The organism is Streptomyces sp. NBC_01276, assembly GCF_041435355.1.
Taxonomy (GTDB): domain Bacteria; phylum Actinomycetota; class Actinomycetes; order Streptomycetales; family Streptomycetaceae; genus Streptomyces.
On record NZ_CP108443.1, the window covers coordinates 341,923 to 354,653 of the forward strand.

The 12,731-nt window shown below is 69.1% G+C and carries 11 protein-coding genes, 1 pseudogene and 1 riboswitch; of the genes and pseudogenes, 5 read left to right on the forward strand and 7 right to left on the reverse strand.

What is annotated here, in order from left to right:
* Positions 1–836: 836 nt before the first annotated feature.
* Positions 837–2,795: a glycoside hydrolase family 9 protein gene (locus OG295_RS38860; RefSeq protein ID WP_331738486.1), complete on the reverse strand. Its 1,959-nt coding sequence runs from the start codon at positions 2,793–2,795 to the stop codon at positions 837–839.
* Between the two features lie 194 nt (positions 2,796–2,989).
* Between OG295_RS38860 and OG295_RS38865 the strand changes: the two genes are divergently transcribed.
* Genes OG295_RS38865 through OG295_RS38875 form a run of 3 tightly spaced genes read left to right on the forward strand, consistent with a single transcriptional unit; the run spans position 2,990 to position 5,117 of the window.
* The gene (locus OG295_RS38865) at positions 2,990–3,664 is read left to right on the forward strand and encodes a response regulator transcription factor (protein ID WP_331738489.1); all 675 of its coding nucleotides are present in this window, start codon (positions 2,990–2,992) and stop codon (positions 3,662–3,664) included.
* Positions 3,661–4,986 carry a HAMP domain-containing sensor histidine kinase gene (locus OG295_RS38870; protein WP_331738491.1) on the forward strand — a complete coding sequence of 442 codons (1,326 nt, stop codon included), beginning with the start codon at positions 3,661–3,663 and terminating at the stop codon, positions 4,984–4,986. The genes OG295_RS38865 and OG295_RS38870 overlap by 4 nt, the downstream gene beginning before the upstream one ends.
* Positions 4,983–5,117, forward strand: a complete 135-nt coding sequence (locus tag OG295_RS38875) for a hypothetical protein (protein WP_331738494.1) — start codon at positions 4,983–4,985, stop codon at positions 5,115–5,117. The genes OG295_RS38870 and OG295_RS38875 overlap by 4 nt, the downstream gene beginning before the upstream one ends.
* A gap of 568 nt (positions 5,118–5,685) precedes the next feature.
* Here OG295_RS38875 and arr read toward each other — a convergent pair.
* Together arr and OG295_RS38885 are read right to left on the reverse strand one after the other, a co-directional pair.
* A pseudogene (gene arr, locus OG295_RS38880) lies at positions 5,686–6,027 on the reverse strand (NAD(+)--rifampin ADP-ribosyltransferase); the annotation flags it as partial.
* A gap of 171 nt (positions 6,028–6,198) precedes the next feature.
* Positions 6,199–7,278 (reverse strand): YihY/virulence factor BrkB family protein, encoded by a 1,080-nt coding sequence (locus OG295_RS38885; protein WP_371681489.1) that lies wholly within the window; start codon positions 7,276–7,278, stop codon positions 6,199–6,201.
* Positions 7,279–7,896: 618 nt separating this feature from the next.
* On the opposite strand from OG295_RS38885, the gene OG295_RS38890 reads away from it, so the two are divergent.
* Positions 7,897–8,475, forward strand: a complete 579-nt coding sequence (locus OG295_RS38890) for a potassium channel family protein (RefSeq protein WP_078950722.1) — start codon at positions 7,897–7,899, stop codon at positions 8,473–8,475.
* 171 nt (positions 8,476–8,646) lie between these two features.
* Here the strand turns inward: OG295_RS38890 and OG295_RS38895 are convergent, their stop codons facing one another.
* The 4 genes from OG295_RS38895 to OG295_RS38910 all read right to left on the reverse strand — a co-directional run bounded on the left by OG295_RS38895 (position 8,647) and on the right by OG295_RS38910 (position 11,937).
* Entirely contained in the window at positions 8,647–8,889 is a 243-nt protein-coding gene (locus OG295_RS38895) for a hypothetical protein (protein WP_331738503.1), read from the reverse strand.
* Positions 8,890–9,248: 359 nt separating this feature from the next.
* Positions 9,249–10,406, reverse strand: coding sequence for a phosphoribosylaminoimidazolecarboxamide formyltransferase (locus OG295_RS38900; protein WP_331738506.1), 1,158 nt, complete (start codon positions 10,404–10,406; stop codon positions 9,249–9,251).
* Between the two features lie 30 nt (positions 10,407–10,436).
* Positions 10,437–10,525: riboswitch (ZMP/ZTP riboswitch) on the reverse strand.
* A gap of 262 nt (positions 10,526–10,787) precedes the next feature.
* Complete coding sequence (locus OG295_RS38905; RefSeq protein WP_371681490.1) at positions 10,788–10,973, reverse strand: DUF6207 family protein; 186 nt, start codon at positions 10,971–10,973, stop codon at positions 10,788–10,790.
* A gap of 49 nt (positions 10,974–11,022) precedes the next feature.
* Positions 11,023–11,937: a phosphatidylinositol-specific phospholipase C gene (locus OG295_RS38910; protein WP_331738513.1), complete on the reverse strand. Its 915-nt coding sequence runs from the start codon at positions 11,935–11,937 to the stop codon at positions 11,023–11,025.
* Between the two features lie 619 nt (positions 11,938–12,556).
* Here OG295_RS38910 and OG295_RS38915 point away from each other — a divergent pair.
* Positions 12,557–12,691 (forward strand): hypothetical protein, encoded by a 135-nt coding sequence (locus OG295_RS38915; RefSeq protein ID WP_331738515.1) that lies wholly within the window; start codon positions 12,557–12,559, stop codon positions 12,689–12,691.
* Positions 12,692–12,731: the final 40 nt, after the last annotated feature.

The window sequence follows — 12,731 nt, forward strand, 5'->3', positions numbered from 1 at the left end:
ATCTATGCGACCAAGCTTCTACAGTCGAAGCATATTTGCCGCGAGGATGCACCAGGGCGCCCGGCCGACGAAATCAGGCACGCAGTAGAGGTGGCCCTTCGCCTCGCCCGACAGTGCACCTGCGCGGGGGCACGTGGACCACCATTGGTGTGGGATTACCTGTTGGCACGGACCACTTCCAGAGTCTCACTCCATTTTGGGTTCGCAAGTCGGCATGGGAATCATTCGGAACCCATTCGGCTCACGTTTGCCGCCTGGATCGGCAAGCGCGGCGTGCCGTAGGCCGTGGGCGGGGTGCCCGGGGTGGGACGTCAGCGGTAGCCGGCCATCCAGACGGCCGCGTATTTCATTTCCCTGACCGCGGAGTCGAACGCCGGCCCGCGCAGGCCCTCCACTCGTGACGCCGTCTGGAGCGTGGGCGGCCTTCTTCGAGCCGGTGCCGCCCAGTCGGCCGTCCAGGGCGGAGGACAGGGTGTACTCGGTCCGCACTTCCCTGCCCAGCGTCATTTCCAGGAGCGAGGCGCCTGCACCTGTCACCTCGACCTCCTTGCAGAGTGAGCACCGCATGTCCTCGTACATGTGAACCGGCATCTGTCGCGGGTCTCCCACGACGATCGTGGTCCCGTCCGGTGCCAGGGCTTCCGGCAGCTCTTCGACGGCGGCGTACGGGTGGCGGCGTTCCCGCTGCGCGGCGTTCGTCTGGTCAGTGCCGGCTCGGAATACAGGGAAACCACGGGCACGGCGGCTCCACCGACAGGAAGAGCGGCGTCCGGCGGGCTCGACGGCCTGCTCGGCGCATCCGCTCCTCGCGCGACGGAGTGCGAGGTCATGTGTCGTCAGTTGACCTTGTCGTTCTCCTCATGGGGTGTGGCGGCGAGGGTGAAGGCGAGCAGGGCGGTGGCGGTGAAGTCGTCTGCGGATTCGACCGTTTGCCAGGCGCCGACGTGGTCCATGAAGCCGCCGCCGCGGCCGTCGAAGACGGTGAAGGGGTTGGTCTGTTCCTCCGGGCACTTTCGCATGGTGGGGAAGGAGTTGAGGTCCTTGAGTTTGGCGGAGGCGTTGGGGCCGTTGACGACGCCTCCGAGGAGGATGTCGCGTTCGCCGTTGAGGCTGCCGGCGAGGTTGGCGGCCTGGTGCTCGGGACAGTGCGGGAAGGTGGTGCCCGCGCCGATGACGAAGGAGGAGCCCCAGGCGTTGGCGCCCAAGGCCCAGTTCCGCTGCTGGGTGGCGAAGGCGTCGTAGTGGCTGTCGCCGGTCACGCGCTGGTACAGCTGGGCGGTGGCGGCCAGGCCGAAGGTGTGGGGCACGGAGTCGAAGTCGGTGTAGACGGCGCCGGCGCGGAACGGGTCGCGGGCCGCGCGGGTGCTGCCGTCGTCGAGCTGGCGCTTGAGGTCGGCGACGAGCTGTTCGCGGGTGACTTCGGCGCCGGCGGCGTTGCTGCCGAGGAGGTGGGCGAGGTCGGCGTGGGCGAGGGCGCTGACGTCGCCGAGCCCGAGGGTGCCGAGGCTGTCCGAGGTGACGTACTGCTTGGCCCAGTGTGCGGCCTGCTTGGTCCAGGCGGCGGCGCGGCCGTCACCGAGGGCTTGGCCGGCGAGGGCGAGCTGGGTGGCGCCGAATTCCATGTCGTCCTGCCAGGACGCCTCGGGGTAGAAGCCGTGAGGGAAGGCGGTGACCAGCTGGTCTTCCGGGTCGGTGTCTGCGAGTGCGTAGATGTGTGCGGCCTTCTCCAGTTCGTGGTGGGCCCGTTCGGGGTCGTCAGCGGCGTCGAGCTGGGCGGCCAGGGCGAAGGTGGCGGCGACGCGTCCGGCGAGGTTGGGGCTGATCGGCTTGCCGGGGGATGCCGCACGGAAGACCGGCCGGTGCTTGATCAGGTAGTCGGGGTCGCCGGGCTTGACGTCCAGGGCGTCGTCCGCCTCCGGTAGGCGCCACACGTCATGGTCGGAGCGGATCTTGCCGCTGCCGTCGTCGGAGTCTCCCTTGCCGAGCCCGACCTGGAGGTAGAGGGTGCGGGACTGGTCGTCCCACATCTTGTCCAGCCAGTCCAGCCCGTGGCGTGCCTCGGCCGCCAGTTCCTTCCCGCCGGCCGGAGTGGTGCGCTGCGCGAGCAGGAGACTCGCGGTGGAGTAGGAGGCGGTGTGGGTGAACTTGAGGAAGTCGCCGGCGTCGTTCCATCCGCCCTCGACGTCGACCGGGCCCGCGACGCGCTTGAGCGGAGCGGTCAGCACCGTCTCGTCGTCGGCGTATGCGGGCGTGTCGTAGACGGTGGCTTGGTGGTCGGCCAGGTGGGAGGGCTTGCGTCGCAGCTGCGTGGGTATGACGTTGGCGCCGTCGCGCTGGGCTTGGAAGAAGCGGACGTTGTCCTGGACGAGTCTGCCGAACAGTTCGTCCGCCGCGGCGATGCGGAACGTCGGGGAGGTGGCCGTGACCGGCCCGGAGACCTCGATCCGGTAGTCGCCCGGGTCCGTGAGAGGCGACAGGTCCAGGATGTGTACGGCCTTGTACCTGCTGTTCCAGCCGCCGGTGGACGTGCCGACCTTGCCCTTGAGGACCTGCTTCCCGTCCGCGTCGCGGACGGTGAAGGAAGCCTTGGAGGCGGAGACGGAGGTCATCAGGTAGGCCTGCTTGGTTTCGGCTGGGGCGTAGCCGACCTGGTCGACGCGCACCACCGCCCGCGGGCCTCCCGCCGAGTCGTCGGCATCGGCTCCCTGCGCGGATTGGATGCAGCCCGCCGCGAGGACGGTGGTGGCCAGGACGGCCGCGGTCATGCCGAGTGCGTGCTTGCGAATTCTTGCCATGCCCGCAGACTGTCAGCCGGTTCATGAGGCGATCATGAGGCGACCGATCGGTTCCCGCCCCGCCGGTCGCCCCGCGCCGGTGATCCTCTTTCCTCCGCCGCCCGGCTTCTCGAACAGCCACACTTCGGGCGTACCACCGCAACTGCCGCCACCCCCGGGTTGAAGAGCATTTCGACCTACTAGGCTCGCCCGTCATGCGCGTACTTGTCCTCGAAGACGACCCCGACCTCGGCCCCGTGATCACCACTGCCCTACGCGAGGCGGGGTTCGCCGTCGACTTCGCCGCCGACCTCGCCGGCGCGGACTTCAAACTCGCGGTCAACACCTACGATTGCCTGATCGCGGACCGTACCCTGCCCGACGGCGACGCCCTCACCCTCCTCGCCGCCCAGCGCAAGCAGGGCTCCACCCTCCCCGTCCTGCTCCTCACCGCCCTCGACGCCGTCACCGACCGCGTCGCCGGCTTCGAACATGGTGCCGACGACTATCTCGTCAAGCCGTTCGCCTTCGCCGAACTCACCGCACGCGTACGCACCCTGTGCCGCCGCGCGCAGCCCACACGCCTACCCCAGCTCCACGCGGGCGACCTCGAAATCGACCTGCCCCGCCGCCGTGTACGGCGCGCGGGCGTGCTGCTCACCCTCACCGCGAAAGAGTTCGCCGTCCTGGAGATCTTGATGCTGCGCGCCGGCGAGGTGGTCAGCCGCACCGACCTCATCGAACGCTGCTGGGACGAACACGCCGAACCGCTCTCCAACGTCGTCGACGTCCTCATAGGCCAGCTACGCCGCAAACTCGGGCCGCCCGAGATCATCTCGACCGTGCGCGGCGTCGGCTACCGGCTCGCCGATCCAGCTCACGCGCTGTGACGCCGCGCACCCCCGCGCTGGCGCGCCTGCAACGCGCCCGGTGGGCGACGACCCTGCTCTTCGCCGCGACCACGTCCCTATGCCTGCTGATCCTCGCCGTCCTGGCGGTGCGCATCGACGCCCAGTCCCGCGAGAGCGAACTCGACAACGGCGTCAGCCGCAGGGCCGACGGCCTCGCCCGCACCGTGTACTTCGACCGAGGCATCCTGCACCTTGACGCCCTGCGCGAGGACGACTTGGCGCTGAGCTCCGAGCGGCTCGCCGTCATCCAAGCACCCGAACCAGGCCGGCCCCAGATCCGCCACACCCCCGTCCCGCGCTCCGCCCTGCCGCATCAGGCCGACCTGGACGAGATCTGGCAACAGGTGCAACACGATCAGGAGACTGTCCTGGTCGCCACCGAGAGCGGCGGCCGGGAGACCCAGTGGGCCGCTGCCCCCGTCTGGGACGACGACCAGATCGCCGCCGCAGTGCTGGTCGGAGCCGACCCCACACAGAGCCAGGCCGCCCACGACCGGCTCATCCACTGGCTCGTCCTGAGCTGCGCGGCTCTGGTGGCGGCCGCATCCGCCATCGGGCACCTCCTGTCCGGGCAGGCGATGCGACCTGCGCTGCGGGGACTCGACCGGCAGGAACAATTCCTGGCCGAGGCCGCCCACGAGCTCCGCACCCCGCTGGCCACCCTGCGCCTGGTGGTGGAAGGCGGCAGCGCCTCGCCGAGCCGGGCACCTTCGGCCCTGGACGAGGCCGTCAGGCTGGTCGACCGCATGGGCCGCCTGGTCACCGGCCTGTTGGTCCGGGCCAGGGTCGAGGCCGGCACACACGAGGTGGAGATGACCCCACTGCGCCTCGACCAGCTCGTCGAACAGGCCGTTGCGGAACTCCCCAACAGCACCGGCGTCACGGCCGTCACCGAGGCCGTGGTGGTCTGCGGCGACCCCGACCTCCTCGCCCAGGCGGTCCGCAACCTGATCGAGAACGCCCTGCGGCACGGCGGCGGCACACCGGTCCACGTCCACGTCACCGACGGGCGCGTCGTCGTGCGGGACCACGGCCCCGGCGTACCGGCCAAGGACCGTGAACGGCTCTTCCGACGCCGCGTCACCGGGCCTGGCAGCACCGGCACCGGAACCGGCCTCGCCATCGTCAAATGGGTCGCCGACCTCCATGGCGGCACCGCCCACCTCGCCGCGGCGCCGGGCGGCGGCCTCCAGGCAGAACTCAACCTGCCACGGCCCGCCAGGGATGAGGAATCAGTACGCCATTCGCTCCCGCGTGAGGGTGCTCCGTGCTCCCGCACCCGACCTACCGGCACACGATGAAGACGACGGCCTCGGAGCGGAAGACCGCGCGTACCGCCTCGCACGCGGGCGCGCTCTCCGATCTGCGCAAGCACGGCCTCGCCGAGAACGGAGGCACCACCCGGGCGGGGGAGTCGCGTTGCGGAACCTGACCACCAAGGGTCTGGAGACCGCCTTCTACGAGTTCGAGCCCACCTCTCACTGAGAGATGGGCCCGACCGCGCGCGGCGCGGGCTCCAGCGGGGCCACCCCACATGGCCGTCAACGAGACCGTCACCGCCATGCTCCGCCCCAAGCCCGACCTGCCCGGCGGGGGTCACGAGCCGGCCCACTCCACCCCGAGCCCGGCGAGCGCTTCGAGCCGCACGGCATCCAGCCGGTGCGAGGCAGCCCCCGAACCTGGCCTTGGAGCCGTTGAGTGCGGAGTCCTGTCCTTGACTGGCACCTCGTATGCGGATGACGGGGGCGACGCGGCCGGGTCCTACAATCCGACGCCCGTCACGGCCGTGACCGGCAGCCAGGGCGAGGACTCTTACATCGCTGACACCAGCAACCACCGCCGACGGTGACCTACCCGCGGCCGGGGCCGCGCAGCATGCCCTGAGTCGACTTCGGCGGTACCTGGAGTGCCACCCCCTCGAACTTCGTGCACCTGGAGCCCGACGACACCGGCGGCGGCCAGGATATGGACGACATCCAGCTCTGGACCGCGAGCCCGAGGATCGCGGCCAGCCGGTCTCGCCACATCTGAAGAGCTTCGGGCGTCTGTCGCGTCCAGTCGGTGACCTCGCCGACGATCAGGAGCGGATCCCTGTTGCGGTAGGAGCGGGTGGGATTGCCAGGGAACTTCTTGTCGGTGACGTTGGGGTCGTTCTCGAATTTCCCGGTCGGTTCGACGGCATACACTCGCGGGGTCCCTTCGCCGGAGGCGAGTTCGGCGGCGAGTCCCGCGCCATCGCGCAAAGCGGTGAAGTAGATGTGGTTCATCACGATGTCGGGCCGGTAGTTGGAACGGAAACCCGCGGTGAGGCGATCGCCGACCTGTAGCTCGGCTTTTGTGCCGGGGCCGTGATCACACCAGCGACAGCAAGATCACATACCGGGTCGGCGCCCGGTCCCGTGCACGGCCTGCGACAGCCTGCGCGCTCTCCATACGGGCCAGGCCCCCGATCCCGGCGCGGCGACGCGCCGCCCGCGGCCGGGCCACACGGTGAGCGAGCGGCTCCGGGCCGGTCACATGGCACGCCGCTTCTCCTTTTCGTTCCACTCGCGGGTGTCGCGCGGCTCCACGTACGGCTCTTCCTGCTCGGGCAGTCCGCCGACGATGGCGCGTTCGCGGCTCATCTCGGCGTCGAATTCCAGGCCGAGGAGGATGGCGAGATTGCTGATCCACAGCCAGATCAGGAAGACGATCACGCCTGCGAGCGTGCCGTACGTCTTGTTGTACGAGCCGAAGTTGGCCGCGTAGAGGGCAAATCCGGCGGAGGCGGCCAACCAGATCACCAGCGCGAGGAAACTGCCTGGGGTGACCCAGCGGAAGCCGCGTCCCTTGGCGTTCGGAGCCGCCCAGTACAGCACGGCGATCATGACGGTGATCAGCAGTACCAGCACGGGCCATTTCGCGACCGACCACACGGTGACCGCCGTTTCGCCGAGCCCGAGGACGCCTCCCGCGCGGCGGGCGAGGCTGCCGGTGAAGACCACGATCAGGGCGCTGACCGTCGCCATGACCATCAGGGCGGCGGTGAGGGCCAGCCTCAGGGGCAGCACCTTCCACACCGGTCGGCCTTCGGGTATGTCGTAGACGGCGTTCGAGGAACGGATGAACGCCGCGACGTATCCGGAGGCGGACCACACCGCGGCGATCAGGCCGGCCACCGCCAGCACCGACCCGGTGCCCGGACCGCCCTGGAGCTGGCGGACCGCGCCCGAAACGACGTCACGCGCGGCGCCCGGGGCCAGCCGCTGGAGGTCGTCCAGGACGGATTGGGTGGTGGATGCGCCGGCCACGCCGAGCAGCGACACCAGCACCAGAAGGGCGGGGAAGAGGGACAGCACGCTGTAGTAGGTCAGTGCGGCGGCCCGATCGGCCAGCTCGTCGCCCTGGAACTCCTTCAGTGTCCGCTTCAGCACCGCTGACCAGGACTTCTCCGGGAGGTCCGTGGGGTCGTCGGGAGCCTCGTGCTCGACGTCGGGTTCGGGGCCGGGGCCGGGGCCGGGGCCGTGGGCGGGCTGCTCGGGGCCCGCTTCGGGGCCGGGCCTACGGCTGTCATCGCACATGTCCCTGTTCGAGGGAGCCGGGGTGTCCTCCATACCAGGCGAGTGTCCCGTCGAATCCTCCGCAAACGTGCCGGGCACTTCACCCACGAGTCGGAACTGCCGGCCGGGTCCGCCCGCCGCGCGGCGCCCCGCTCCAGTGGCCGCGAGTCCGCGCCACAGGCCGACAGGAGACACAACCTGGTGAGGCCGACGAGGGCGTACCCGTCGGTCGGGAGCAGCACACGCAGCGGCGAGGACCTCGCCGGGAAACGTGTGCGCGGACTACAGCGGGCGACACGATCACCTCGCCCGGTTGGGTTCAGCCGCCGTGGCATCCGGGTCAACGCGGTCCGCCGACGCATCCCGTCGACTTCTTCTGGTTCAGGATGTGGATTCTGCTGGTCGGCGGGCTCGGCCTGCGAGGCTGCCGCATCGAGCTGTCGTCACCACCGGGGTGTTCCGGCTCGGCACGGGGACGGCGTACCACGCGGTCTTCCGCGGAGGAACTGTCGGTGTCGGCCGGAGTGTGCGCCGGTTCACGCGGTGTCGTCTTCTCTTGTCGTTCGTCGGTGTGATGGGGCTGGTGATCATCCTGAGCGTGGCATCCGGCATGACGCGGCACGAACGGCGCGTGTCCCTGCGGGTCCTGGTCATCGGGCCGGGGCGGGCCTCATGACCGCCGACGAGGCGGCTCTCCCCGGCCACCATCGAGCACGGCGTCTGTTCGGCCGGCTCGTCTGGACCGTGCTGCGTGTAGTGGTCTCGGTCGCCACGCTGGTGGCCCTGTATTACGTCGGGCCCCTGGACAACTCCTCGAAGAGTACCGCCGTCGCCATCCTGCTCTCAGGTCTCGCGGGGTTCGTCGTCCTGGTGGCCCTGCAGGTCCGGTCCATTCTCCGCTCCCGGTACCCGGCGCTGCGGGCCGTCGAGGCGGTGGCCGTCAGCATTCCGTTCTTCCTGTTGCTGTTCGCGGCCGCCTACGTCGCCATGGCCGCGCATTCTCCGGGCAGCTTCGGCACGCACCTTTCCCACACCAGTGGGCTCTACTTCTCCGTCACGGTGTTCACCACCGTCGGGTTCGGCGACATCACGGCCAAGTCCGGGGTGGCTCAGCTGCTGGTCACCGCGCAGATGCTTTTGGACCTGGCCGTCTTCGGCCTGGTCATCAAGACCATCGTGGATGCGGCTCACCGCGGACGGGAACGCATGAACACCACGCCGGGCGGGCCTCCCGGGGGCCGGGCGCGGTGAGCCGGATCGACGAAGACGCCCGGCCAGGGGCCCAACCTGCCTGACCGCAGCGGACACCGCCCCCGCCATCGTCCGGCTGGCACGGGTGGCGGACGACGGGACAGGCGCCGAGGACCGGGCCGATGATCACGTCGAAGACGAGGCCGGCGATGACCGCGTAGCCGATGAGGCTCAGGACGCGCCGGCGGGCGGCCGCGGTCTCGGTGGGCTGCATGGCGAGGGTCGAGCCGAGGTAGCCGGCCCGAGCAGTACGAACACGGCGATACCGGGGACGACGCCGAGCGGGTCCTGTTCGGGCAGCTTGTTGGTAACTTTCAGGGCGAGTTGCCGGCCCTGTGCCTTGGCGGCTTCCTCGACGTAGGTCGTGACCATGATCGTGGCCATCACGAGGGCGATCAGCAGGCCCGTGATCACTGCGCGCCAGGACGGCGGCAGGGGCCCCTGACCGGTGTCATGCTCTGCGGGCCCGGTAGGTCCTGCCGGCCGATCGAGGCGGCCCGCTGTCGGAGCGCGCGTTGGTCCGATCAGCCGGATGGCCGAGCCATTGGCACCAACCCGGCCCGCAACTCGTCGCGCTACCCGGGATGGCGTACGTCCACGTGCCGCCTCTGGCTGTGGACCCGACCACCCTCTCCGCAGGCACCAGGGGCAGGAATACCGAGCGAGCGCTCCGAGCGCCCGGTGCCAGCCGCCAGGTCAGCGCGGGGTGGTCTTCGGTGGCCGCCTTCGGAGGTTCCCGGTCAGGGCCGGTGGTCGTGGCGTCTTCGCGACCGTCAGTGGTGGAACAGTCTCAGGCCGGTGCGTGCCAGCGTGATCCGGTGCTCACGGCAGGCTTCTTCGACCTCACCGGATCTGATGGATCCTCCCGGCTCCGCAATGTACTGAACGCCGTGACGGTGGGCGTGGTCGACGTTGTCGCGGAACGGCAGGGCACCGTCGGATACGAAAGTCACCTGGTCGAGACGTTGCATCCATTGAGCTCGTTCGTCGGCGGTGAGCTCTCGGGCCGGTGTGGAGAGTGCCTCCGTCAGACGCCTGGTCTCGTCCGGCGTGAGGTCGCCCTCGATGAAGCGGATCTGCCAGTTGATCCGGTCCTGGCGCCGAATGCCGGGCCGGAAGCGCAGTGCGCGGACGCCGGGGTGACGCCGCAGCCACCAGGTGTCGGTTTTCGCGCCGGCCAGACGGGTGCAGTCGACTCGGGACTGCTGGCCGGCGCCGATTCCCAGCGTCATGCCGTTCCGCAGGTAGCACACCGAATTGGACTGGGTGTAGCGCAGGACCGCCAGCCCCAGCACGAGGTCCGCCACGGCTGTGTCGGGGAGCGGATCACCCACGACCGGGTCGAGCAGTGTGGACGACAGCTCCACCTCGTCCTGCTGCTGAGTCAGGCGCAGGCCGAAGACCTCACGCGCCTCCTGGTGCGGAGGCGTGAAAGCGTCGTCCGTCTCCATGACCAGGAAACGGCCGTTCTTCTTCTTGCTGAGCCGCTCGACGGTGCCGGGCGCGTAGCCGGGGGCGACGATGCCGTCGCAGACCATGCCGGTCAGCAGTTCGGCGAGTTCGTCGTCGACCGGATGGGAGACGGCGGCGAAGTCGCCGTAGGAGGATTTCGGGTCGGCGTCGCGGGCCCGCAAGTAGGCACTGGCGAGCGGGCCGACCTCCCCGTTGGCGACGCCGTAGAGCTCTGTGGTGACCTCGTCGATGGCCCCGGAGACGGCAGCACCCGCGGGTGAGACGTGTTTGAAGGAAGCGGCTGCCGGTTTGCCGAGCGCCCGGCCGGCCTCGCGGACGAGTTGCCATCCGTTCAGCGCGTCCAGCATGTTGATGAAGGACGGTTCTCCGTGCAGCAGTCGAACCGGCCACTTGCCGGGCGTCATTGGTGCGGCGTGCGCAGTCTTCTGTTGCGGATTGATCCCGTAGCGCAGTTTCACGTCATGGCCTCCTCAGCGGAACATCGCTGACGGAGACGCCCAGGCGGTCGACGCTCTCATCGGAACAGATACGGCCGCTCCCCGGTGGTCGTCCACCTGCGCCAGTCGCGGCCGAGCCCGACTCTACCGCCTCCGGCTGTCCAGCGAAATGCGCGCCCACGCACAGGCGAAGCGGAAGGCGGCCTGATGAGCAGCGAATCCGACATCCGCAACTCCGCGACCCGCGGGGCGGGTCAGGAACCTGGCCCGCTTCTGACCGCGCACGCGCGCGGGCGTGGGCACCTCAGTGCCGCACCAGCACATTGGCGGCTGAGTCGCGGCGAATCACGCGGGTCCCGGGGTGTACACCCCGGGACCCCGCCAATCCCTGGAGGGGCGCGCCTACAGGTCCTCCCCGCTGCGGCGCAGGTCGGCGTACAGCCGCGCGGTCACTCCGGGCTCTGCCGGCACACGGCGGATGCTCGGCGTGGCCGGCGTGGCCCACCGCCGCCCGAGCTCGGCCGCCGTACGCCGGGAACGCCGCACCGAACTCCACGACGCCTTCGTCGCCCTCGCCGGCAGGCGCATCAGCTACCGCCGCCTCACGAGGGCTCGCCCGCGATCATGTTACGAGCTTTTAGACGAAGTTCTTGTCGATCAAAAGGTTCATGATGTCGGGGCGGTAGTTGGGGAAGTCCATGGCCACGACGCCGAAGCGGGCTCGCTGAGCCTTCCTGGGCTCCAGGTATGCGTAGACACTCGGAAAGATCTTCTGGGCCCCGATGGAAGGTTCGGGGATGGGCCCCTTGGCGGTGCTGGTGAAGTTGATGAACATCTGAGAAGTGGTCTGGTCAAACCACGCTGCGTCGAAGCAGGCGATGATCGCCTTCTTCTTCTCATCGTCCGGGACGTTGTAATCGTCCTGGATTTTGCAGTGCTTGTCCCACTTGAGGGTGGTCCAGTCGTGGCTGAAGTCGGTGAGGAGCACGACCTTGCCGCGACCTTGGCCCAGGGTGGGCCAGTCGGGGTTGGTCCAGAAAAGCGGACGGAAATGCATCGACGGATCATCCATGTACCAGTTGAAGCGGCGCCTGAATTCCTCTGCACCGAGCTCCTGGCCTCCCGATTTCTCATTCCTGAGGCGCATGATGATTACTTCCTTCGGGTTGTTCCGCAGGAAGTAGTCGCAGTCGTTGAGGACATCTTGGAACCGCTTGTTCATGTATACGTTGGCGTGATAGAGGCCCATCTCGTTCGAGGAGCCCTGCAATCCGTTCAGGCGGATGTCGAGAAAGCGGATGCCGTTGTTGAGCTGCGTCAGCAGGTCCCAGTCCTGGCATTTGGCGATGCTGATGCCGCTGTTGGCGCAGGAGTTGTGGGTTCCGGGGATCGTCAGCTTCGTGACGGGAAGGCTGTTGGAGAGTTGCCCCATCCAGGAACGGGCGGACCAGCTCGCGGCAGTTGCCGTACTCGGGAGGCCGAGCACGGTGGCAGCAGCCAGGCCACCGGCTCCGGCGGCCCACTTCAGGACGTCACGACGATTAGGGCTCATACATGTTCTCCGATTCAGGGTGGAAAATGGGGAAGAAGGCACTCTCATCGCCGATGGAGGCGCACGGGTTCTGCGGCTCACGGCTCCCGGAGCTGATGAATCAGCGAGGCCGGCAATGCGTTGCGGTCCCGGCCGATCAGTACGGCGGCCACGATTGGAATTCTCGACCGAATCACGCTGCGCAAAGCAGTGGATGGCCTCAGATGCCTACCGTAAACCGGGCCGCTAACGTTTTACTGCCGTCCGGCTAACGGTCTTGTTTGACCTGGTTTCGCCCATGACATGCCAACGGCAATGCGGGGTGGCAAACGCGGCGGCGGTTCACCACCGCCGCTGTCCCGCTGGTGCCGGCCGACGTCGTCGGCGGGCACCAGCCCGACCCCGCACCGAGCGCCGAACGTCAAGGTCTGATCGAGCGGTGGGCGCAGCGGCACGGCATCGGCTGGTGTGGACCCGGTTCTGCGCGGCCGCGGCGTGGTGCTCGCCCACGATGCGTACGGGCTCCGTGCGGTCGCGGTCGGCGCGCGTCCGTGCCTCGACCGCCGCCGGCGGCACGCCGAACGGCACCGCGGCCACCCAGCCGTGCTGCCCTGGGGCGCGGAGCTCGTGGAGGGCCGGGGTGGGCACCGCCGCCAACGTCATCGCGGCCTGCGACGTGGGGATGACCGCCCTTCACTACCGCCAGACCGAAGATCTCCAGGAGGCCCTGTCCGGTCTCCTCGCCACGGCGACCCCACGGGCACAGGGGCAGTGACCCGCCAGGCAATCGGACAGTTCGAATGCCCGACTCCGCC

Bases quoted from the DNA above. Each gene is read 5' to 3' on its own strand.
- OG295_RS38860 (WP_331738486.1), bottom strand. From the start codon at position 2,795: ATGGCAAGAATTCGCAAGCACGCACTCGGCATGACCGCGGCCGTCCTG.
- OG295_RS38890 (WP_078950722.1), top strand. From the start codon at position 7,897: ATGACCGCCGACGAGGCGGCTCTCCCCGGCCACCATCGAGCACGGCGT.
- OG295_RS38865 (WP_331738489.1), top strand. From the start codon at position 2,990: ATGCGCGTACTTGTCCTCGAAGACGACCCCGACCTCGGCCCCGTGATC.
- OG295_RS38875 (WP_331738494.1), top strand. From the start codon at position 4,983: ATGAAGACGACGGCCTCGGAGCGGAAGACCGCGCGTACCGCCTCGCAC.
- OG295_RS38905 (WP_371681490.1), bottom strand. From the start codon at position 10,973: ATGCGCCTGCCGGCGAGGGCGACGAAGGCGTCGTGGAGTTCGGTGCGG.
- OG295_RS38910 (WP_331738513.1), bottom strand. From the start codon at position 11,937: ATGAGCCCTAATCGTCGTGACGTCCTGAAGTGGGCCGCCGGAGCCGGT.
- OG295_RS38885 (WP_371681489.1), bottom strand. From the start codon at position 7,278: ATGGAGGACACCCCGGCTCCCTCGAACAGGGACATGTGCGATGACAGC.